Genomic DNA, 21,241 nt, shown 5'->3' with positions numbered 1-21,241 from the left:
GCGCGCTCACCTCTCGGCTCCCGCGCAAGACAAAACCATAACACCACATCCCCCGCTGTCGCAATAGCGACTCTTCAGGGCTGCACTAGGGCCTCTCCCCAGGGGAGAAAACGCGCCAAATGAGCCCATGAACCGGCCGCCAGCACAGGGAAGCCAAGGTCGGCAACGTCCTCTCCTGGAGAGAGCTGCGCTGGATCCGCATCCAACCAACGAATCTGACAACCCAACTCATCCAGCACCAACCAAGCCGCCGCCAGATCCCAGATCTTGGGCGTGGCTTCTAGGGAAGCGATGGTCTGCCCCATCGCAACGCTCACCAAATTGAGGCTGGCGACACCAAGCAAACGGATCTTCCCAGGAAAACGCTGATCCGGTTTGCACTGCAACACGCGAATCGAGCGGCTGCAAAGAGAGACACAAGCACTGGTGGCAAGGGCTCGGGTCTCCGAGGTGAGCGGCTGATTGTTTCGCGTGGCACCCCGACCGCGCAGAGCGACAAAACGTTGGTTCAGCGCCGGTACATCAAGGAAAACCTCACTGGGACGGCCATCAACAAAGCGAGCCACGGAAATCGCCCAATAGGGAATGCCCGCCGCGAAGTTGGTGGTCCCGTCCAAGGGATCCACCACCCAGTAGGCCCGCGTGTTTGGAACTGTTTTCGATCCTTCCTCGCTGAGGACGCCTTCACCAGGGGAGATGCTGGCCAAGCCATCCACCAGAGCGGCATCACTCCAGCGATCGCAGTCAGTAATTAAAGAACCATCGGGCTTCACGTCGGAGCCGATCTGACCAAAGTCCTGAAGCTGACGAGCACGGATGCGATCCAGCAACAGATGAACAGCGCCCAGTTGATCGTCACTGAGCACAAGCGTCACCACAAGGGCTGAATAGGACTGGTCTCAGTTTGATTGACCGACGAACTTGCGGTACCCCCCGATGGGCAAGGGGTCTTCAGTGGCGTGGGCTCAATTGGAATCGGTTGCGGATCGGATTCCGACTTGGTTCCCGAAAGTGAGGCAGCGTCGCAGGCGACTAGGGCATCCAAGCCCGTGCGGCGCTGAAGCGTTGCCAAATCGCGGTTGTAGTCAGTGATGGCACGGGCGTATTTCAGCTCTGCCTGGGTGAGATCACGTTGGCTGTTGACAACCTCTCTCTGAACCCCAACGCCAGCTTGGACTCGCAGCTGAGAGAGCCGGAGAGATTCACGTGATGCCAAAACCTCAGTGGCCGTGGTCTCAAGACTCTGGATCGCGGCTCTCAAACCAAAAAAGCTGCTCTCCACCTGAAACCGGATCTGATCGCGGGCTCTAGCAAAATTGAGGCGACTCTCCTCAGCAGCCTGCTTGGAGCGCTTGTATTCAGCACGAGCTCGCCCGCCATCAAACAAGCGCCAACTCGCCGTAAGGGCCGTGCTGTTCTGAACTCTATAGGTGAAATCGCCCATATCGATATCACTGAGAGATGACTGGCCGTTTTGCCCTTCCGTGCGTGAGGCCGAGGTTGAATTCACAAAGCGCACAACAGGTTGTACTGCCGCCAAAGACGCATTGGCTTGACTGTTATTGATAGAGATATCAAGGATGAGTTGATCAAGTTCTTCGCTGTAGTTGTAAGCAGCAACTATGCTTTCCTGAAGTGAGGGTTCCCAGGAACCCAGGGGTCGCGCGGGTGTCGCAGCGGTGGGAGTGACGTCCTGGGGAAGATCAAGCACCCTGGCCAGATTGCGACGCTGTTCGTTCTGATCACGCAGATTGGTTGTCAAGATATTGCGGTCACGCGCCAGCTGGGTCTCCGCTTCCAGGACCTCCAGCTTTGTGTTGACACCTGCGTTGAAGCGCGCACGCGCATCGCGATAGCTGACCAATGAAGCCTTGACAGAATCCTGGCCAATACGCACGCCCGCATCGGACTGCTGCAACGCGAAATAGGCCGTCTGCACCTCGAGACGAAGATCACGAAGTGCAATCAGGTAAGCGTCGCCTGCTCGCTCGAAGCGGTCTCGAGCAGCAGCGATCTGAGGAACGCGTGCGGGATTGATCAAATCCCAACTCACCTGCAATCGACCATTAACCCGCCACTCACGGCCATAAAACTCATTATTTGGTTTTCCGGTCAGAGGATCTGGACTGACGAAATCTGGGTTCCGATAGGAATAAGAAGCGAAATATTCGGGGAGACCGCTCGCGGATAAGTCGATAGTGGGGTACCAGGCCGCAACAGCCGCACGCAACGAAGACTTGGCCTGATCCACCTGAAGAGCTGCGGCTTTGAGCTGAGGGCTATTGACCTCTGCGAGCTGAAGCGCTTCTTCGAGGGTGAGGGGACGCAGCTCATGGATACGCACCTGAGATGGTGCATCAGGGAGAGCCAGGCTGGGGGGAGCCGCCAAAGGAAGAAGCGGAGGCGGCAGCGCATCAACCGCAGGAGAGATCACAGAAGGATCAGCCTTGGGACGGGCACCCTTCGAGTCGATCGCGTCGGGCAGCTTGGCCTGATCAATCAAGGCCGACTCAACTTGAACAGCGTCTTGGCTGAGGGCAGGGGGAGCACCGGAACTGACAACACCCGCTACGAGACAAATTCCCGCGGTGATCCGGCGCACAGCAATCAAAACTTTTTCGGAGTTTAGGGACTTTTCCCTACGACACCCAAAACTGCGTCCACGATGTCAGCCGCCCCATGAACGATCCGGATGGGGACCGTCAACTGCGCGGCCAGGGCTTCCAGGGTCATGTCATCCAGGAAAACGGGCTCCCCCTGCCGCAACATCACTGATGGCAGCAACAACTCATCGCCCAGCTCTCGGCCTTGCAGGCCTGTGAGCAGATCCTGTCCCGTCAGCAATCCAGTCACCACTTGCTCCTGCCCCCAGTAGGGACTCGGCAACCCGATCAGGTGAAACTCGACGCCATCAACTGCATTCAGCCGTTCAGCCACAGGCTGCAACGCCTGCGCCACGATCTGACCGACCACCCAGCTGCAACGACGGGGCTGAGCAACCGCGATGGGCAAGTCCTGAGTTGCCGCATCCAACGCTTCAAGGAAGGCACGGATGCTGCCCACGCCGTTTTCCTGCTGCGGAAGATCCTCGTAGTTATCCCGGGGCGGCAAGGGCAATCCCGCCACCAGGTACCACTCATCAGAGAGCCAGGCGAAACGGGTGCCCAAAACCTCCTGAAAATGCTGCTGCATGGGTTCCACCTGAGCAATCACCCTGCGGGCGCAGTCCGGATCCACAGGAACCAAGCCATCGTCAGCCGGCCTGAAACGGGTGAGCCCCACCGGCACCACCGCCGCAGACAGCACCGCCGGCCAGGGACCAGCCGCGAAGGAGGCGAGGTCATTCAGCGTTCTCGGCAAGGCAGGACCGTCATTCAGTCCCGGACAAACCACCACCTGGGCATGGATTTGCAGATCGCGCTGATCAAACCAGGCGAGCTGGTCCATCACCTGGGCAGCTCGCGGATTCACCAGCAGTCGTGAACGCAGCTCGGGATCCGTGGCATGCACCGACACAAATAACGGCGATAAACGCTGCTCTTCAATTCGCTGCCAGTCGGCCTCGCCCAGGTTGGTGAGCGTCAGATAGGAGCCATAGAGAAAACTCAGGCGGTAATCGTCGTCTTTGAGATAAAGGCTGTCGCGCCGCCCGGGGGGCTGCTGATCGATAAAACAGAACGGACAGTTGTTATTGCACTGGCGCAAGCCATCGAACAGAGCCTCTGTGAAAGCCAACCCAAGGCCGTCATCGGCATCTTTCTCCAACTCCACCCGATGCAGCGCACCTTTGGCATCACGCACCTCAAGGCAAAGCTCCTCCTCCACGCAGAGGTAGCGGTAGTCGATCAGATCACGCGGGCGAATGCCATTGATGCTGAGCAACTGATCACCCGGCTCAAAACCCAACTCCTCCCCGATCGAGCCGGACTCGACGGATGCCACCACCGCGGGCTGCGGTTGACGACCACTGCTACTTGGATCCAGAGCTGCAACGGCAACCCCGGCGGATGGCTCATTCCACACAAGCCGACTTCATCTGAACTCAGTGTGCGCCGTGAACGCCCCACCAGACCAGCAACAGCAGCCCGAACAGCAGCCGGTAGGCGACGAAGACCCAGGTGCTGTTGCGCTGCAGGAACTTCAGCAACCAATCGATCGCCAGCCACGACACCACTGCAGCCGAACCAATTCCGACCAGCAACGGCAGGGGACCGTTGCCAGGGCTGGAGGCCAAAGCATCCTTGAGCTCCACCAAACCTGCGATGGTGATGGCGGGAATGCCCAATAGAAAGGAAAACCGGGCTGCATCAGCACGCTGCCAACCGTCGAACAAGGCCGCCGTGAGGGTGCTGCCGGAACGCGAGACCCCCGGGATCAATGCGAGGGCCTGGGCCAGCCCCACCAGCAGGCCATCGCGGCCTGAAACCTCTGAAAGCTGCTTGCGCCGTGCGCCGACGCGTTCAGCCAAGGCCAGCAGCAACGCCATCACGATCGAGACGATGGCAATCGAGGGAACACTGCGCAGGGGTGACTGTTCGTAGCCCTGGGCCCAGGCGAATTTGATCCCCAATCCGATCAGCAAGATCGGCAGGGTGCCCACCACCATGGCGAACCCGAGGCGCGCCTCGGGTTCGCGCCACTGGCCATTGCGAAAGGCGCGGCTGATGCCCCGCAACACCTGGCTGAGATCGGTGCGGAAATAGGCGATGACGGCAACGATGCTGCCCAGCTGAATGGCGGCGGTCACGGAGACACCCGGATCGCCCCAACCCAGGAGCTCAGGCACCACTTTCAAATGAGCGGTGCTGCTGATCGGCAGAAATTCAGTGAGTCCCTGAACCACCCCCAAAACCAGATCACGCCAGCAGGCCTCAAGCAGAGTGAGGGATGCAGAGGGGTCCGCCATCAACGTGGGAGTGTCGCTCTGACGGTATCCCCGGTAGGCAAAGCGGGCATGTCAGCCGCGTCACTTGATGATGTCTTCTAAGGTTCCGTGACTTTCTTCACAAAGGACATTTGATCGGCGGCACCTGGCAAACATCAGCCCCCGCTCGGTCGTGGTCCTTTCCCGTGGCCCGCATCGCCGCAGCCATGGTGGTGCTGCCGGTGTTCCTGCAAGCCCCCTGGGTAAGGCTTGATCCGTTCTCAGCCACCTTGTTCACCGGAGTTCTGGTTGCAGCTGGACTAGTGATGCATCAGAACCGCTCCCAGACAACATCCGACCTGGGTTCCCTGCTGGTGGGTTTCAGCGGTAGCTGGCTGGCAGGTTGCATTTTCTGGGGTTGGCTGCGGGCCCATCCCGTTCTGCACCTGCCGGTGGAAGCCTTCGCCGTGCCCGTGGCCTTGGGCGGCCTGCAGGGGCGCTGGCGCCTGGCGGCAACGTTTTATTTGTCGTCCCTGGTGGGCACAGCTTGCACCGACCTGGCCATGGCGGCCACCGGCGTGATGCAGTTCTGGCCCGCAGTGGTGACAGCCTCCCTCGATCAAGCGCCGCTACTGCTGCATCAAGCGGGGACACATCTGCTTCAGCCCCTGCCCCTGGTCACTCTGGTGGTCTCAGCAGTTCTCGTTCTGTTGGCTGGACGTCGCCTGAGCCGGAACAGCGGCGGTTTCACCGGTGATGTGGGATCCATGGCTGCTGCCGTCTTAATCACCACCCTTTGGGTGGATGGCTTGTTCTTGCTCTCAGCCTTGCTTCAGCCCGGGCTCAGTGGCCTGATCGAGTGAAACGAACTGCAAAAGCTGCCACGATTCAAAGGCTTGAACAGCGCAACGACTTGTAGTCTTCCGGAGCCGGCACTGCCGGTCGACCCGTTCCGACCCCTGATCGAGAGTTGAGATGAAGCGGCTTCTGAGCTGGCTGACCGGCGCACTGGTGATGGCGAGCCTGATGGCAGGCCTTGTGCTTCCGAGCAGCGTCTACGCCGACGACGACCTTCGCGGCAAGTATTCCGGCAATGAGATCCGCAACATTGCGGACGACAAAATTGCCGCACGGGACGGCAAGGTGGATTTGAACAATTCCTCCGTGCGCCGTTTCCAGCAGTTTCCCGGGATGTACCCGACCATGGCCGGCAAGATCGTGCTGGGTGGCCCTTACGACAGTGTTGACGACGTGCTGTCTCTTGACCTCACCGAGCGTCAGCAGGAGCTGTTCGCGAAGTACCGCGACAACTTCACCGTCACCCCTCCCTCCATTGCTCTGAACGAGGGCGACGACCGCATCAACGACGGCCAATACCGCTGATTCCTGATCTCGTCACACTGATTGTGACTGCTTGAACCGCCGGACCACCGGCGGTTTTTTTGTCCCCGTGATGGCCCAGCCCCGCAGCTCTGATCGCATCCCATCAGGTCCCTGGGACGTGGTGGTGATCGGTGCCGGGGCTGCTGGCTTGATGACCTGCCTCGATCTGCCGCCGGAGTTCAAGGTGTTGCTGCTCAACCGCAACACGGGACGGCGTTCTTCAAGCCGCTGGGCCCAGGGGGGCATCGCCGCGGTGACCCGCAAGGAGGACAGCGCCGACAGCCATGCGGAGGACACCGTTCTGGCTGGAGCCGGCCTTTGCGATGGCGATGCGGTGCGGCTGTTGGTGCAGGAAGCACCCCATTGCGTGGAGCGCCTGGAGCAGCTGGGCATGGCCTTCGACCGGGATCAGGACGGTCTGGCCACCACCCTGGAAGCAGCCCACAGCCACAGGCGGGTGCTGCATGTGCAGGACCGCACAGGGCGAGCCCTAGTGGATGTGCTGCGGGATCGTGTTGAGCAACGGCCAGGATTGCTGCATCGCCGCGGCGTGCGCGTGACGCAACTGCTGGTGCGCGATGGGCGCTGTTGCGGTGTGCAGGTGCTGGATGGGGCCCATCTTCACGGGATCGAAGCCCGCGCCGTGGTGTTGGCCAGCGGCGGTGGTGGTCATCTGTATGCCAACACCACCAACCCAGCCCAGGCCTGTGGCGAAGGCATCGCCCTCGCCTGGCAGGCGGGCGCAGCCGTGGAAGATCTGGAATTCGTTCAGTTCCATCCAACGGCCATCCGCCTGGATGACGCCCCCTGCTTTCTGATCTCCGAAGCCGTTCGCGGAGAGGGCGGCGTGCTGGTGGATGCCCTGGGGGGCAGCCCTGTGGCCCACCTGCCCCAACGCGACCTCTCACCGCGGGACCAGGTGAGCCGAGCCTTGATGCAGGCCATGCAGCGGCAGCAGGTGAAGCAGATGTGGCTCGACTTCGCCGCCATCCCGCGGGAGCAAGCGGAACGACGCTTCCCAACGATCCTCGACCGCTGCGATGAACTCGGACTGAATCCATTGGAACGGCCCATCCCCGTGGCCCCAGCCGCCCACTACTGGATGGGAGGGGTGGCCACGGACCTGCAGGCCGCCACCACACTGCCGGGGCTCTATGCCGTGGGAGAAGTGGCCTGCACAGGCCTGCACGGCGCCAACCGACTGGCCAGCAACTCCCTGATGGAGTGCCTGGTGTTCGCCCATCGCCTCAAAGAGATCGAGCTCGGCCCCGTCCCAGCAGCCCTCGCCAGCGACACAACGCAACCGCTTGCGTTGGACCTCGACGGCTGCAGCAGTTCGCAGTTGATCGACGCCATCGAGCAGCTGCGGCAGCTCTGCTGGCGACGGGCGGGGGTGGAACGATCCGCCGCTGGACTGCGCCAGGCCATCGGCAAAGTGAAAGCCGACGAACAACATCTGGAGCAGCAGGCACTGCTCCAGGCCCTGCTACGGCAAGACCCCTGTGCCCCCAGGCTGTTGGCTGAAAACAGCCGGCGCGATCTGAACCTGTTGCTGGATCTCCACCACAGGTTGCTGACCAGCCGCCTGATGCTGGAGGCCTGCCTGTTTCGCGGAGAAAGCCGGGGAGGCCACTACCGCAGCGATGCTCCTGCGCCGCTACCGCAATGGAGGCAGCATTCCCGGCAACAACGGCAACGGGGCATCGTCACCCGTGCCGTCCGGGACTGAAGGCAGTCCTGATTCAGAAGTCGGTGTCGCCCTTGTAGCCACTGAGTTCCGAAAGGGTGTCGAGACCTTTCACTCCGGAATCGATGCTGCCGTTGATCTCCCAGCTGGGGAAACCCTCCAATCCCTTGCTGCGGCAGAGATCGGCCTGGTTGTTCTCACCGTCCGGCGCACACTCCACCACGTTCAGCTGGTCCGAGGCCTGCTTGCCGAACAGCTCCTTCTGTTCATGGCAGTGGGGACACCAGTAGGCGGAATACATCACGGCGCCGCTGCTGGTGAGGTGCTCAGCCAAGGCGATCGAAGCGGTCGTGCTCTCAGTGGTGACGACGGGCGCAACGCCGGATCCGCTGGCCACAGCGTCGGGCCGGTTTGGATCCACCACCGACGCCCAGATCAAGCCCCCCAAAAGCACCGCCAGGGCCAGAAGCACGCCGCGGAACAGCAGCTGACCGAAGTCGTCCCAACCACCACCAACGATGGACAGCACAAACAGAGTGAGGGAGAGCGCAGCCGAAAGAACGCAGAAGAAGCAGAAGGCCTGGATCTTGAGCAGCATCACCCCCAACAGCACACCGCTGAAGACGGCCATACCGAGGGACAGGGTGAACAGCCCCCACCAGGTGCGACGGGACAAGTCACCCTTGTTCTCATGCAGCCCTGGCAACAGAGGCAGCAGCGCCATCAGCAGCACAGCGCCATAGGCCAGCACCCCCACCAACGAGAGCGGAATCCCGGCGAACACCGTGCCCCAAGCGCTGTTCAGCACCTTGTCGCAACCGTCGGCCCCCATCGGACAGGTGAGGTTGCCGAGCAATCCCCAGCGCTTCAGGCTGATCGAACCGGTGTCGATCAGCCCAGCGGTGGCCAGCACCGCCATGGCGATGCGGGCCCACTTAGCGCCGGAATCCTGACGGCGACGGCTGACGAGACGGGTGGTGCCCATCCTTGAACTTCAAGTGATCGGATTCTGTCAGTTCCGGCGTGATCAGGCCGCTTCGTAGGCTGATCTTTGGCCTGCCGGCGACGTGATGACCAGCACCCCGACGAAACCGACGGTCGCCTTCGCCCACCTGGGCTGCGAGAAGAATCGGGTGGACACCGAACACATGGTGGGGCTGCTGGCGGAAGCGGGCTACGGCGTCAGCACCGATGAACGGGATGCCGCCGTTGTGGTGGTGAACACCTGCAGCTTCATCCAGGACGCCCGCGAAGAATCGGTGCGCACCCTGGTGGGACTGGCGGAACAGGGCAAGGAATTGATCATTGCGGGATGCCTGGCCCAACATTTCCAGGAGGAGTTGCTGGAGTCGATCCCCGAGGCCAAAGCCATCGTGGGAACCGGCGACTACCAGCACATCGTGGATGTGTTGCAGCGAGTGGAAGCGGGGGAGCGGGTGAACCAGGTGAGCGCCGTTCCCACCTTTGTGGGTGACGAACACCTGCCACGCCAACGCACCACCGACCAGGCGGTGGCCTTCCTCAAGGTGGCCGAGGGCTGCGACTACCGCTGCGCCTTCTGCATCATTCCCAAGCTGCGAGGGGATCAGCGCAGTCGGCCGCTCGAATCAATCGTGGCTGAAGCCCACCAACTGGCGGAACAGGGGGTGCAGGAGCTGATCCTGATCAGCCAGATCACCACCAACTACGGCCTCGACCTCTACGGCAAACCCAAGCTGGCGGAACTGTTGCGAGCCCTTGGCGACGTGGAGATCCCCTGGATCCGGGTCCACTACGCCTATCCCACCGGGCTGACCCCAGACGTGCTGGCGGCCTACCGGGAGGTGCCCAATGTGGTGCCTTATCTGGATCTGCCGTTGCAGCACAGCCATCCGGAGGTGCTGCGGGCGATGAACCGCCCCTGGCAGGCGGATGTGAACGACCGCCTGCTGGATCAGATCCGCGACCAACTCCCCGATGCGGTGCTGCGCACCACGTTGATCGTGGGGTTCCCCGGCGAAACAGAGGAGCACTTCCAGCACCTGATGGGCTTCCTCGAGCGCCAACGCTTCGATCATGTGGGGGTGTTCACCTTCTCTCCGGAGGACGGCACAGCAGCGGCGGACCTGCCCGATCGCGTCGATCCCGAGGTGGCCCAAGCCCGCAAGGATGCCCTGATGGCTCTGCAACAACCCATTTCTGAGGAACGCAACAGCCGCTGGGTGGGGCGCACTGTTGACGTGCTGATCGAACAGCACAACCCGCAAACCGGCGAGATGATCGGGCGCTGCGCCCGCTTTGCGCCCGAAGTGGATGGTGAAGTGCGGGTGCAACCCGGCGCCGATGGTCAACAGGCCGCGCCGGGAAGCCTGGTGCCGGTGGAGATCACCGGGGCTGACATCTACGACCTCAGCGGGAGGATTGTTGGTGCCCGCGCCATGGTGGCCGCAGCGAAACGCCAGGGTTGACCATTCTCAAACTGCGGGCCGAGCAGCAACGCCAGCTTTTTCTGATCGCCTCCGGCGTGAGCACGGCGGGTTCTTTTGCCGGCATCACCGCCAAGGGCTGGATTCTGATGAAAGGGGGCGTAGACCCCTTCGTGCTGGCGTTGAACTTCGCCGCTCTTTCACTTCCAAGCTTGCTGGTGAGTGGTCCAGCGGGGGTGCGCACCGACCGGGTGGGCTGTGAACGGGTGCTGGTGCAGGCGCAATGGGCACTGCTGGCCGCCTCTGGCCTGGGGGCCCTGGCGATTCCCCTGTTGGAGGGCACAGCCCAGGTGCTGCTGCTGCTCTGCAGCACCCTTTTGGTGGGCATCGCCGGCGCCTATGAGTTAACGGCGCGCAACAAGTACTGCTCGATCCTGGTGGAGCAGCCGGAACAGCTGGCGGGCTACCTCACCAGCTTTTCGGTGGTCTTCAACGTGGGCAAGCTGGTCGGCCCCCCGATCGGCGGGTTGTTGCTGGCGGCCACTGGCCCGGCCTGGGCCCTGGGCATTGATGCGGCCAGCTACCTGCTGCCAATCGCCAGTGTGATGTTCTTGCTCAACCCGAATCGGGATCAGGAAGTGCGCAGCAGCAACGGGCAAGACGCCAGCCTGCTCAACGCCTGGCAGCACTGCGGTGGCACCCTTCAAGGGGTGCTCAGCTTCACCGCTGTGCTGTGTCTGATCGGGTTCTATCACCCGGGACTGGCCCCGTTGATCGCCTTCGATCAACTGGGACCCAATCCCACGGATCTGGGGCTGTTCACCAGCGTGCTGGCGGGCGGGAGCATCGTGGGCGGGCTGGTGCTGCAACGCAACAGCCAACGTTTCTGCCGGCGCCCTTTCCTCACCCTCGGGGGGTTTGGCTTGATTACCGCAGTGGCCCAGTTGGGAATGGCCCGTACTCCAGGGCCTGTGTTCAGTCTGGCCATGGCCTTTCTGATCGGAGCTGGCACAGCCGGGCTGCTGAGCAGCTGCAACCTCATCAGTCAGATCGGCTCACCTCAGGTGATGCGAGGCCGGATGGCTGGGCTCAGCCAGATCGCCTTCCTGGGCGGAGGCGGGCTCAGTGGATTGATCGTTGCCCTGATGGTGATGTTCACCAATCTCTCCACGGCTTTCGCAGTCACCGGCGGCCTCAGCGCTGCTGTGGCTGTGCTCTGGATACGAAAGCGAGGAGCGAAGACGTTGGAACCGCTCAGATGAGCTTGATTCCCTTCAGCAGCTTGGTGAGCACAAAAGCCGTCACCAGACCGGAACCAACCAGGCCGAGATAGATGCCGACGCCCATGTGCAAGTACGGAGGTGACCACCATTAGATCAGACACCGGCCTGAGTTCCGGCCATTGCGCTTAGGGTTTGTGAACAGCTGATACCGACTGAAAGGTATCTCCAGCCGGGCTGACCGAACGTCCATCCATCAACGCCCGACGCCATGCGCACGCTTTTCGTTTATCCCGAGTTCCCGAAGACCTTCTGGAGTTACGAAAAGATTCTCGAGCTGGTGAATCGCAAAGTCCTTCTGCCTCCCCTGGGTTTGGTCACCGTGGCGGCACTTCTCCCCCAAGAGTGGGAGATGAAGCTGGTGGACCGGAACGTGCGGGAAGTGACGGACGAGGAGTGGGACTGGGCAGAGCCTTGATCATTTCGGGAATGATCGTCCAGAAGGACGACATGGCTGTGCAGATCAGCAAGGCCAAGCAGAGAGGTCTGCCTGTAGCCGTTGGTGGCCCCTTTGCAAGCTCCACACCGGATGCACCGGAACTGGATCTGGCGGACTTCAAGATCCTTAATGAAGGGGAAATCACCCTGCCGATGTTCCTGGATGCCCTGGAACGGGGGGAAACCGGTGGTCGCTTCACCGCCGAGGGAGACAAGCCAGACGTCACCGCCACCCCGATTCCACGCTTCGATCTGCTGCAACTCGAGGCCTACGACTCGATGAGCGTGCAGTTCTCGCGGGGCTGCCCCTTCAACTGCGAGTTCTGCGACATCATCGTTCTCTACGGACGCAAGCCCCGCACCAAGACCCCTGAGCAGTTGGTGGCAGAACTGCAGTATCTGCACGACCTGGGCTGGCGTCGTTCGATCTTTCTGGTGGACGACAACTTCATCGGCAACAAGCGCAACGCCAAGTTGCTGCTGCGCCAGATCCGCACTTGGCAGGAGGAGCGGGGCTACCCCTTCAGCTTCTCCACCGAAGCCTCGGTGGATCTGGCCGACGACGAGGAGATGATGCGGATGATGCACGACGCGCGCTTTGAAAGCGTCTTTCTGGGCATCGAAACCCCGGACGAAGCCAGCTTGGAAACAGCTCGCAAGGTGCAGAACACGCGCAACCCACTGGATGCCGCGGTGGACCGGATCACCGCCAACGGAATCCGCGTCATGGCGGGATTCATCATCGGTTTCGACGGCGAGAAGAATGGCGCAGGCCACCGCATCGTTGACTTTGTCACCCGCACCGGTATCCCCGCCGCGATGATGGGCATGTTGCAGGCCCTGCCCAAAACAGCCCTCTGGGCACGGCTGGAGCGGGAAGGCCGCTTGATTCAGGGGGAAGACGCTGCCAAAGGCGTGAACCAGACCAACCTGCTGAACTTCAAACCCACCCGACCGATCCGCGACATTGCCAACGAGTACTTGGACGCGTTCTGCGCGCTGTACGAACCCAACGCCTACATGGATCGGGTTTACAGCTACTACCTGAAGATGGGCGCACCCCGCTGGGAAGCCGCGGCCAAACTGCCCAGCCTGGTGGACCTCAAGGCGCTGAGCATCGTGGTGTGGCGGCAGGGCATCAAGCGCAACACCCGCACCCGTTTCTGGCGTTACCTGGTCGGCATGGCACGCAACAACCCCGCCCTGCTGGAACAGTTCCTATCGGTGCTGGCCCACAACGAGCACTTCCTCGAGTACCGCTCGATCGTTCAGCAGGAAATCCGCGAGCAGCTGGAATCACTGCCCCCAGAAGAACCCACAGCAGCCAAAGAACTGCAGCCGGCTTGATCCTCAGTCCTGCACATAGACCGTGCCGTCACGCAGGCACTGCTCAGCCTTCTGCAACTCCCGGCCCAAATAAAGGGCATGGTCGAGGCGACTGACCGGGTGTGGGGCTTCCCCTTCCGTGAGCTGGATCCCCAGCTGTTTGGCCGTACTGCCGCGGTAAACCGCTGAAGGGCGCCGAGGTGCATTGCCCCCGTCGCAGCGCAACACCTCACCGGTCTCAGAATCTCGGGCCAACCCCTTGTCATCAATGGTGTTGCCGTAGTGCTCAAGCACCAGTTCGGCAGCATCACGATCCAGCTTGATCAGGAAATAGCCACTGGGATCCAGAGCGATGAACCGCTGGGACAGGCGCTGATCAAGTGCATCCATTGCCGCAGCGGTGGATGCCGGTGCTTCCGGAGTTGTGGTCATGCCTTCAACCTACAAAGCCAAGGCCGGAGGTTCCGCTTTGAAGGGAAGCTCCGCATTGATGGCCTCGATCTCCTCGAGCATCAAGCCATTCACCTTGGGCAACCAAGTGCGGATCAACTGATCCATCTGGGGCTGGTACCAGCGGTGCAGGCTGGCGTGGGGCCGTGCCACAAAGCCTCTCCGGCGTTTGTGGCTGCCACCGGCTCCGGGGTCAAAGCTGACGATGCCGTTTGCCAAAGCCCATTCGATCGGAGTGTAGTAACAGACTTCGAAGTGAAGACAATCGATCTCCTCGTGGCTGCCCCAGTAGCGGCCCCAGAGCTGTCGGCCGTCCTGCACACACATCGACATCGCCACCGGATCGCGCGGGTCACCTCGGTGGGCAGAAAAAAGCACCAGCTGATCGCAGTGCAGCCGTGCCAACGCTTCAAAAAAGCCCTCTTCCAGATATTTGCTGCCCCACGGTCCCCAGCGAGCACAGTGCTGCTCGTAGAAGCGATGCATGGATTGCAACAGCGGCAGATCCAGCTGATCGCCGCTGAGGGGTGTCACGGTGATCCCGGCTTTGGCCACGGCCTTGCGTTCCCGCTTGATGTTGCGGCGCTGGTTGGCATTGAAGCCCTTGAGGTAATCCTCAAACGTCTGGTCGTCGCCGCGGCTCCACAGGCTCTGCTGGTTCAGCCAGGCGGCACAGCCGGCGGCCTCCGCCAGGGGCCGCCACTGCGGATCCACGTAGAGGAAATTGCAGCTGAGGATCCCGTTCTGCTCGCAGAAGCGATCGATCGCCCGCAGCAACTCCCGGGTGAGCAGAGCTTCATCTTCTCCAGATCGCACATGGAAGCGGTAGCCCAGCACTGGGCTCACCGGACTCATGCCCAGGAGCTTGGGGTAGTAGCGCAGCCCCAGATCCGCCGCCAGACGGGCAAAGGTTTGGTCGAACACAAACTCGCCATAGCTGTGGCCCTTGAGGAACAGTGGAGCCACCGCAATCGGGATGTCATCACGCCAGAGGGCCAGATGCAGGGGCTGCCAGCCCTGCTCGGGAATGATGCTTCCGGAGCTTTCCAAGGCCTCCAGCCAACTCCAGCGGTAGAAGGGGATCGCGGCGTCTCCAACCAGGCTGTTCCACTGCTGCTCCGGGATTTCATTGATGGAGCGATGCCAGCGGGCCGTGAGTGACGTCATTGCGACGGTGCCTTTGGCCGAGGTGGGACGACCTTAACCAGATCGGATCCGTCGGTAGCGAACAAGCCACTCACCGTCCCCGAGATCCTCAGCACCATCGGACTGCCAAGCACCTGGTTGCGCCAAGGCAGCTGGCAACGGCGCATTGGTGCAAGGCAACCAACTGAAGCGACCGCCCAGGAGCTGGGGCACCAAGGTGAGCTGGAGGGCATCGACGCAATCGGCTTGCAACAGATCGGCGCTGAGCTGGGCGCCACCCAGAAGCACTAGACGCTGAATCCCAGCCGCTCCAAGCGCCTGGAGCCGCTCCGGCCAGGTTGGAGCTAAAGGGAACCAACGATCAAAACCTTGATCCAAAGGTTCAGGAGCCAGCAGCCAACGTTGCAGCGGCTGATTAAAAAACCGCCAGGCGCTTGAGAAGTCAGGGGATCGGCTCACCACCACAGCGGCCGGCTGCTCGGTTCGCCCCTCGCTTCGGCGTTGCTCAAGCAGCTGAGGGCTGCGGATCAAGCAGGTGCACTGATGGGCCCGCAGGGTTCCGGCACCGATCAGGCAGGCATCCCCCCAGGCAAGTGCATGCTCCAGGGCGCGACGGTCACCCTCACCCCCCAGCTGGGCAGCACCCCCTGCCGGCGGTGCCAAGCGGCCATCAAGGCTGATGGCCAGCACCAGCCGCACGCAGGGGCGAGAAGGGGTGGGGCGTGTGGGAGTGGGGCTTTGGGGCATCAAGCCGTCGATCAGACGGCAGCCACGGCATCAAGGGCAGCTGGGGACATCTCCAGTTGCGGTGCTTCGGCGTAGACCTCAGCTGCGTTGTTCGGGCTTTCCTGCAGCCGCACCTTGTGCAGGCTGGCGCCGATGGCCTTGATCGGGCTGGAGAGACGATCAGCGATGTGCAGGGCGATGTTCTCTGCCGTGGGCACGCACTCCTCAAAGAAAGGGACGTCCTTGTTGAGGAAGGTGTGGTCGAAGGGCTCCACCACCAAATCATCCACGAGGCGCTGCAAGGCAGACAGGTCACAGACCATGCCGGTGCGGGGATCGATCTGACCGCGCACGGTCACGTCCACCAAGTAGTTGTGGCCATGGCCATGGGGACGTGCGCACTTGCCGTAGATCGCTTCGTTCTCTTCCTGACTGAGTTCCGGACGGGCCAGTCGGTGAGCGGCGGCGAAGTGGGTGCGGATGGTGAGGAAGGCGTCCATGGGATGTCCGAGATAGTCGGCCCAAAGGCCCGGTTGTTCGTAGAGGCGCAGAGCCGTGATCGGCAGATGAGGGCTGAGGCGCTGCCAGATCACTCGCACCAGGGCCTCGGTGGTGGGGAGACAACCTTCAGGGGTGGCAACGTCAAATTCCGGCCAGGCCTCATTGAGGAAGCGGAAATCGAGCTGGCCCGTCACCTCGTTGCGGATGGCGTGCTTCACCTCCGAGAGGTTGAGCACCATGCCGTCGGCGTCCAGACCACCAGCCATGGAGACAATCAACTCGTAGTTGTGCCCATGGCCAGAAGCCAAAGCGCAGGGCCCGAAACGGGCGGCATTGTCATCGGCAGACAGTTCTGGCAGCCAATAGCGATGGCTGGCACTGAAACAGGCCCTCCGGGTGATGACACAACCACGACCTTGGCCGTGCCGTGCTTGTGACTTCGTTTCAGTCATGTGACGTTCCGGCCGCGAGGCATCCTAATGAGCTATTTCCGTTTCCGAGTCATGGCGGATTCCACCCCCACCCTCAAGCAACGTCTTGCCGGGCGCAGCCTCTATCTGGTGGGAATGATGGGCAGCGGCAAGACGAGCACGGGCCGCCCCCTGGCCGAACGCCTGGGCTACGGCTTTGTGGATGCCGATTCCGTGATCGAACAGGCGGCGGGCTGCAGCATCCCGGACATCTTCGATCGGGATGGCGAAGCGGGCTTCCGCAGCCTCGAAAGCCAGGTGCTCAGTGCGATCAGTCAGCGCCACTCGCTGGTGGTGGCCACAGGTGGCGGTGTGGTGACCCAGCCGGAGAACTGGGGAATGCTCCACAGCGGCATCGTGATCTGGCTCGACGTGGTGCCCGATCAGTTGCTGCAGCGGCTGAACGCTGACAGCACCGTGCGCCCGTTGCTGCAAACCGCCGATCCAGAGGCGGCTCTGAACGCGCTGTTGAACGAGCGTCGTCCCCTCTATGCCGAGGCCGATCTCACGGTGGTGATCAACGATGAAACCCCAGAGGCCGTGGCCGACGGAATCCTGCAACTGGTGCCAAGCCTGCTGAAGGATCCGACCCAACGCCGAACCGACTGAATCTCAAGCGGTGGGCGGCTCCAACCGCACCGCAAACCACTGCAAGGTCACCCCAGGGCTGATCTCCAGATCACAGGCCGTATCGATCAGCCGCTGCGCCGCTGCGTCGACATCGGGTTGATCTGCCAGATCGGCCGGCAACTGATCGAGGCTGCGCAACCAACCGCTCAGCCATGTCAACGTGTCGTTAGCGCTGAGCAGCTGCTCCGGCTTGCCGGGCTCCAGCACCACATAGTCATCAAGGGCACGGATCAGGGGATCAGACATGGAACGGCGGTTGTGGATGCTGCTGATCAGCCTCACCATCCTGCTCAGTGGCGGCCCCGCCTGGGCCCAGACAGGCCTTGAGCAGCGGTTGAACAGTTGGCCCGACTGGAGCCTGCCGGCACCGTTGCCGCGGCCCTCAAATCGGGACGACCTGATTTACCCCGACTGGTTTGCCGGGCTTTGGCAAGTGGAGAGCATTGATCTCGATGGCCCAGACGATCCACCGCTGCTGCATCAAGCACGATTTCAAGCCGACCGGCGCGGTCGACTAGTCGGCGATCGCAGCTTCAACGCCACGGCCATCGGTCGTGCCCTGCTTGGCGAGCAGCTGCTGAAGGTGGAAGAAGACCCCGATTCCGCCAACCGCCAGATTGCCCGACTCAAGGGAGATCTCTATCTCGAGACCACGGTGACGGGCCGCCGCCAGGAGAGCCCGAGCACCGACACCTTCTTGGCCGATGAATTGGTGCTGCAGATCCTGCATGCGCCGGGGCCGCCGCGGCTGAGCCGGATCGAAACCCTGAGCCGTTATCACCGCTGCGGCAAGGACATCTGCGCCGAGCAATGGCAAGGGCGCTACGCCTCGCCGGGGGAGAGCCTGCGAGATCAGGCCATCGCCCAGCACCACTACCGATTGCGCTTCACACCTCTTCCAGGGTCCGCTCCATCAATTTGAGTTCGATCTGGTCGCGCCACTGAAACAGGGGCTGCAGTTTGGGGTGATCGCTCAGCCCAGGCACGCCCTTGCCGGCCAGGGCCGAACCCGCAGAGGAGGGGAAGCGAAGCAGCGACAACTGAGCGGCAACAGCAATATCGGCCAGGGTCATGCTGTCGCCCACCAACCAAGGGCTGGTCTGCACGGATGAGGCCAACTGCTCCAGGCTGGCCAGCAGCTCGGTGCGCTCCTTCTGGTTGACCAGTTCAGTGATGTTGCTGACCCAACCGCCAGGGATCATGCCCATCACCGAACGCATGGGGTCGGGCAGATCGTCGGGCAGCAGAGCAACCCGAAGCTCGGGGTCCAGTGCCGCGGCCTGCACCAAAGAGGAGCGACCCGCCATGGCCAGGGTGGTATCGGCCCAATCCTCCAGCAGATGAACCTGGGCAGCCTGGCGCGGATCGGTGGGAATCAGGGCAGGATCCGGCTCCCGCTGATCCAGATGCAGCGCAATGGCGCTGGAGTCGGCAATCACCTGATCCCTATCCACCAGCACGGGCACCTGCCGTTGGCCGGACAGCCGGAACACAGCCGCCTGGCCGACACCGGGGGTCACCTCCACGGTGCGGAAACTCAGCCCCTTGGCCTGCAACACCATCCGCACCTTGAGACAAAACGCGGAATGGCGGAATTGATGCAGCTCCAACATGTCCAAAACAGCCATGGGCCCGGCAGAGTAGCTAGCAGATTTGCAAGCACGCCAGAACCATGCGGGAGTTTTTCCTCAACGTCTCCCGTTATCCCCGTTACTTGATCGCCTTCACCCTCGGGGTGATGAACTCCGTCGCCGAACCCCTGGCCGCACGCCGGAGCAATCCCGTCACGGCCGTGGCCTTGATCGGCGCCTTGATCAGCGGTGGAATCAGCCTCACCTTGGTGCTGCGTGCCATGGTGAATTCAGCACCGATGGCGTGATGGCACAGGGGCGTCGAGTGGAGCGGGTGGCCGCCCTGATCCGCAAAGAAGTCAGCGAACTGATGATCAACGGCATCCGTGATGAACGGGTGCACCAAGGCATGGTGAGCATCACCGAAGTGGAGGTGTCCGGCGATCTGCAGCACTGCAAGATCTTCGTGAGCGTGTTTGGGGAAGCTCAAGAACGCGACCAAGTGCTCGAGGGGCTCCAGGCCGCCAGCGGCTTCCTGCGGGGAGAACTGGGGCGACGGCTGCAGATGCGACGCGCCCCCGAAGTGGTGTTCCAGCTGGATCGGGGTCTGGAACGCGGCACCTCCGTTCTGGGACTGCTGAATCGCCTCGAAGACGAACGTCAGCAGCGGGGCGAGATTCCACCCGGGAGTGATCAACAGCCAGGCAGTGATGAACAGCCGGCCCGCTAACAGCCTGCGGCGCCGCGTAGCGGAACTGCTGGTGGTGCGGGCCAGTGGTCATCTGAGCGACCAACAGCGTCGCTACCCGCAGTGGGAGCTTCCGAACAGCGAACTGCAGCGCCTGCTGCGGGACGGTGTTGGTGGCGTGATCCTGCTAGGGGGCAGCGCTGTTGAGCTGCAACAACGCACCCAGCAACTGAAGGGCTGGAGTGAGCAGCGGTTGCTGGTCTGCGCGGACGTTGAAGAGGGCGTTGGCCAGCGCTTCGAAGGAGCCAGCTGGCTGGTGCCGCCCCTGGCCCTCGGGCGACTCCACCAGCGGGAGCCCGAGCTGGCCTTGGATTTGAGTGAGCGCTATGGCCGCTGCACCGGCGAACAGGCCCACCGCTGTGGCCTGAACTGGGTGTTGGGGCCGGTGTGCGATGTCAACAACAACCCCGCCAACCCTGTGATCAACGTGCGGGCCTGGGGCGAAGATCCCAACACTGCCAGTGCCCTGGCGGTGGCGTTCCAGCGGGGGCTCAAGCAAGCGGGGGTGCTCGGATGCGCCAAGCACTTTCCCGGCCACGGCGACACCAGCAGCGACTCCCATCTGGACCTGCCGGTGCTGCCCCACAGCCGCGAACGGCTGGAGCAGATCGAACTTCCGCCCTTTCAGGCCGCCATTACCGCCGGTGTGGAGAGCGTGATGACGGCCCATCTGGTGCTGCCGGAATTGGATCCGAAGCAGCCCGCCACCCTCTCCAAAGCCGTGCTCACCGATTTGCTGCGGCGCCAGATGAGGTTCAACGGGCTGGTGGTAACCGATGCCCTTGTGATGGAAGCGATCAGCGCACGGCACGGCGCCGCCGAAGCAGCTGTGCTGGCCTTTGAAGCCGGGACCGACCTGATCCTGATGCCGGCGGATGCGGATGCCGCCATCGATGGTCTCTGCGACGGTTTCAACAGTGGAAGGCTGTGCCTCGAGCGGTTGGACGAGAGCCTGCAGCGCCGGGCCCACGCCCTGGCATCGATTCCCACCAGCACAGCTACAGGTCCGATCGTCAGCGCAGACGAGCAAGCCCTTGAAGCTGAACTGGTGCGTCACAGCATCACAGTCGGCGAAGCAAAGGTTCTTCCACAAGCAGGCATCAACCTGGTGCGCGTGGATGCCATGGTGCCCAGCGCAGCCGCCCTCAGCGGCTGGTCCCCGGCCCTGCGCACTCCTGAAGCACAAGGATTTCGCTCAATCGTGCTTCATGGCGAAGGGCTATCGCCCTGGAGCGGCCAAGCGGACGCCCCCCTGGCGATGGACCGCCTCGGCGATGGAGCGGTGCTGCTACAGCTGTTCCTGCGAGGCAACCCCTTCCGCGCCGGACTGGATGCCCAAGAACCCTGGGCCGCAGCGATCCAGCAACTGATCGCCCTCAACCGGCTGGCCGGAGTCGTGGTCTACGGCAGCCCTTACCTCTGGGACAGCCTGAAGCCCCTTCTGCCCAGCAGTTGCCCTGCCGCCTATTCCGCCGGCCAAATGCAGGAAGCCCAACGCCAGGTGCTCACCAAACTGTTCCCCAGCGCGACGCCGACCGGCAACAGCGGTGCGTTCACCGACTGACCACCACCCACCAACCGCACTGGCCAACCGCACTTAACCTCGCGCCAACCCC

Annotated in this window: 22 protein-coding genes and 1 pseudogene; 11 read left to right on the top strand and 12 right to left on the bottom strand. The window is 62.4% G+C overall.

What is annotated here, in order from left to right:
* Positions 1–74 precede the first annotated feature (74 nt).
* The 4 genes from DXY04_RS02405 to DXY04_RS02390 are packed head-to-tail and all read right to left on the bottom strand — an operon-like array spanning position 75 to position 4,906.
* Positions 75–878, bottom strand: coding sequence for an inositol monophosphatase family protein (locus tag DXY04_RS02405; RefSeq protein ID WP_115160842.1), 804 nt, complete (start codon positions 876–878; stop codon positions 75–77).
* Positions 872–2,602: a TolC family protein gene (locus DXY04_RS02400; RefSeq protein WP_115160841.1), complete on the bottom strand. Its 1,731-nt coding sequence runs from the start codon at positions 2,600–2,602 to the stop codon at positions 872–874. The genes DXY04_RS02405 and DXY04_RS02400 overlap by 7 nt, the downstream gene beginning before the upstream one ends.
* 23 nt (positions 2,603–2,625) lie before the next feature.
* Positions 2,626–4,023 carry a TIGR03279 family radical SAM protein gene (locus DXY04_RS02395; RefSeq protein ID WP_115160840.1) on the bottom strand — a complete coding sequence of 466 codons (1,398 nt, stop codon included), beginning with the start codon at positions 4,021–4,023 and terminating at the stop codon, positions 2,626–2,628.
* Positions 4,024–4,042: 19 nt separating this feature from the next.
* On the bottom strand, positions 4,043–4,906 hold the full coding sequence (locus DXY04_RS02390; RefSeq protein WP_115160839.1) for an undecaprenyl-diphosphate phosphatase: 864 nt from the start codon (positions 4,904–4,906) through the stop codon (positions 4,043–4,045).
* A gap of 110 nt (positions 4,907–5,016) precedes the next feature.
* On the opposite strand from DXY04_RS02390, the gene DXY04_RS02385 reads away from it, so the two are divergent.
* From DXY04_RS02385 to nadB, 3 genes are all read left to right on the top strand, one after another.
* The gene (locus tag DXY04_RS02385) at positions 5,017–5,727 is read left to right on the top strand and encodes a DUF3120 domain-containing protein (protein ID WP_115160838.1); all 711 of its coding nucleotides are present in this window, start codon (positions 5,017–5,019) and stop codon (positions 5,725–5,727) included.
* Between the two features lie 112 nt (positions 5,728–5,839).
* Positions 5,840–6,247, top strand: a complete 408-nt coding sequence (gene psbU / locus DXY04_RS02380) for a photosystem II complex extrinsic protein PsbU (RefSeq protein ID WP_115160837.1) — start codon at positions 5,840–5,842, stop codon at positions 6,245–6,247.
* 70 nt (positions 6,248–6,317) lie between these two features.
* The gene (gene nadB, locus DXY04_RS02375; protein ID WP_115160836.1) at positions 6,318–7,976 is read left to right on the top strand and encodes an L-aspartate oxidase; all 1,659 of its coding nucleotides are present in this window, start codon (positions 6,318–6,320) and stop codon (positions 7,974–7,976) included.
* A 13-nt stretch (positions 7,977–7,989) separates the two neighbouring features.
* On the opposite strand, the gene DXY04_RS02370 is transcribed toward nadB, so the two are convergent.
* Positions 7,990–8,919, bottom strand: a complete 930-nt coding sequence (locus tag DXY04_RS02370; protein WP_115160835.1) for a vitamin K epoxide reductase family protein — start codon at positions 8,917–8,919, stop codon at positions 7,990–7,992.
* A gap of 85 nt (positions 8,920–9,004) precedes the next feature.
* On the opposite strand from DXY04_RS02370, the gene rimO reads away from it, so the two are divergent.
* Together rimO and DXY04_RS02360 are read left to right on the top strand one after the other, a co-directional pair.
* Complete coding sequence (gene rimO / locus DXY04_RS02365; protein ID WP_115160834.1) at positions 9,005–10,381, top strand: 30S ribosomal protein S12 methylthiotransferase RimO; 1,377 nt, start codon at positions 9,005–9,007, stop codon at positions 10,379–10,381.
* Positions 10,378–11,601: an MFS transporter gene (locus tag DXY04_RS02360; RefSeq protein WP_115160833.1), complete on the top strand. Its 1,224-nt coding sequence runs from the start codon at positions 10,378–10,380 to the stop codon at positions 11,599–11,601. Before rimO ends, DXY04_RS02360 begins: the two co-directional genes overlap by 4 nt.
* Here the strand turns inward: DXY04_RS02360 and DXY04_RS02355 are convergent.
* Positions 11,594–11,686 carry a hypothetical protein gene (locus tag DXY04_RS02355; protein WP_011365270.1) on the bottom strand — a complete coding sequence of 31 codons (93 nt, stop codon included), beginning with the start codon at positions 11,684–11,686 and terminating at the stop codon, positions 11,594–11,596. The two genes, DXY04_RS02360 and DXY04_RS02355, sit on opposite strands and share 8 nt — an antisense overlap.
* Positions 11,687–11,830: 144 nt before the next feature.
* On the opposite strand from DXY04_RS02355, the pseudogene DXY04_RS02350 reads away from it, so the two are divergent.
* Positions 11,831–13,404 (top strand): annotated as a pseudogene (locus tag DXY04_RS02350) (B12-binding domain-containing radical SAM protein).
* 3 nt (positions 13,405–13,407) lie between these two features.
* On the opposite strand, the gene DXY04_RS02345 reads toward DXY04_RS02350, so the two are convergent.
* Genes DXY04_RS02345 through DXY04_RS02330 form a run of 4 tightly spaced genes read right to left on the bottom strand, consistent with a single transcriptional unit; the run spans position 13,408 to position 16,658 of the window.
* Positions 13,408–13,815: a DUF4346 domain-containing protein gene (locus DXY04_RS02345; RefSeq protein WP_170951317.1), complete on the bottom strand. Its 408-nt coding sequence runs from the start codon at positions 13,813–13,815 to the stop codon at positions 13,408–13,410.
* Between the two features lie 9 nt (positions 13,816–13,824).
* Positions 13,825–15,000 carry a GNAT family N-acetyltransferase gene (locus DXY04_RS02340; RefSeq protein ID WP_115160832.1) on the bottom strand — a complete coding sequence of 392 codons (1,176 nt, stop codon included), beginning with the start codon at positions 14,998–15,000 and terminating at the stop codon, positions 13,825–13,827.
* Between the two features lie 33 nt (positions 15,001–15,033).
* A complete protein-coding gene (locus DXY04_RS02335) occupies positions 15,034–15,726 on the bottom strand; it encodes a dihydrofolate reductase family protein (RefSeq protein ID WP_115160831.1) in 693 nt (230 codons plus the stop codon).
* Positions 15,727–15,737: 11 nt separating this feature from the next.
* Entirely contained in the window at positions 15,738–16,658 is a 921-nt protein-coding gene (locus tag DXY04_RS02330; protein ID WP_115160830.1) for a 6-carboxytetrahydropterin synthase, read from the bottom strand.
* 51 nt (positions 16,659–16,709) lie between these two features.
* Between DXY04_RS02330 and DXY04_RS02325 the strand changes: the two genes are divergently transcribed.
* Positions 16,710–17,285 (top strand): shikimate kinase, encoded by a 576-nt coding sequence (locus DXY04_RS02325; protein WP_115160829.1) that lies wholly within the window; start codon positions 16,710–16,712, stop codon positions 17,283–17,285.
* Positions 17,286–17,288: 3 nt separating this feature from the next.
* Here DXY04_RS02325 and DXY04_RS02320 read toward each other — a convergent pair whose 3' ends face one another.
* Entirely contained in the window at positions 17,289–17,552 is a 264-nt protein-coding gene (locus tag DXY04_RS02320) for a chlororespiratory reduction protein 7 (protein ID WP_115160828.1), read from the bottom strand.
* Between DXY04_RS02320 and DXY04_RS02315 the strand changes: the two genes are divergently transcribed.
* Positions 17,551–18,228, top strand: a complete 678-nt coding sequence (locus tag DXY04_RS02315; protein WP_115160827.1) for a DUF6816 family protein — start codon at positions 17,551–17,553, stop codon at positions 18,226–18,228. The two genes, DXY04_RS02320 and DXY04_RS02315, sit on opposite strands and share 2 nt — an antisense overlap.
* Here DXY04_RS02315 and DXY04_RS02310 read toward each other — a convergent pair.
* A complete protein-coding gene (locus tag DXY04_RS02310; protein WP_115160845.1) occupies positions 18,194–18,919 on the bottom strand; it encodes a glutathione S-transferase family protein in 726 nt (241 codons plus the stop codon). The genes DXY04_RS02315 and DXY04_RS02310 overlap by 35 nt on opposite strands.
* A 59-nt stretch (positions 18,920–18,978) precedes the next feature.
* Between DXY04_RS02310 and DXY04_RS02305 the strand changes: the two genes are divergently transcribed.
* The 3 genes from DXY04_RS02305 to DXY04_RS02295 are packed head-to-tail and all read left to right on the top strand — an operon-like array spanning position 18,979 to position 21,189.
* Entirely contained in the window at positions 18,979–19,185 is a 207-nt protein-coding gene (locus DXY04_RS02305) for a DUF751 family protein (RefSeq protein ID WP_006850467.1), read from the top strand.
* Entirely contained in the window at positions 19,185–19,607 is a 423-nt protein-coding gene (gene rbfA, locus DXY04_RS02300) for a 30S ribosome-binding factor RbfA (protein ID WP_115080513.1), read from the top strand. The genes DXY04_RS02305 and rbfA overlap by 1 nt, the downstream gene beginning before the upstream one ends.
* Positions 19,588–21,189, top strand: a complete 1,602-nt coding sequence (locus tag DXY04_RS02295; protein WP_115160826.1) for a glycoside hydrolase family 3 N-terminal domain-containing protein — start codon at positions 19,588–19,590, stop codon at positions 21,187–21,189. The genes rbfA and DXY04_RS02295 overlap by 20 nt, the downstream gene beginning before the upstream one ends.
* The last annotated feature ends 52 nt before the right edge of the window (positions 21,190–21,241 follow it).

This window comes from Synechococcus sp. UW86 (genome assembly GCF_900474085.1).
Taxonomy (GTDB): domain Bacteria; phylum Cyanobacteriota; class Cyanobacteriia; order PCC-6307; family Cyanobiaceae; genus Parasynechococcus.
The sequence above is the reverse complement of the archived record's forward strand: the minus strand, read 5'-3'. Positions and strand labels throughout refer to the sequence as shown.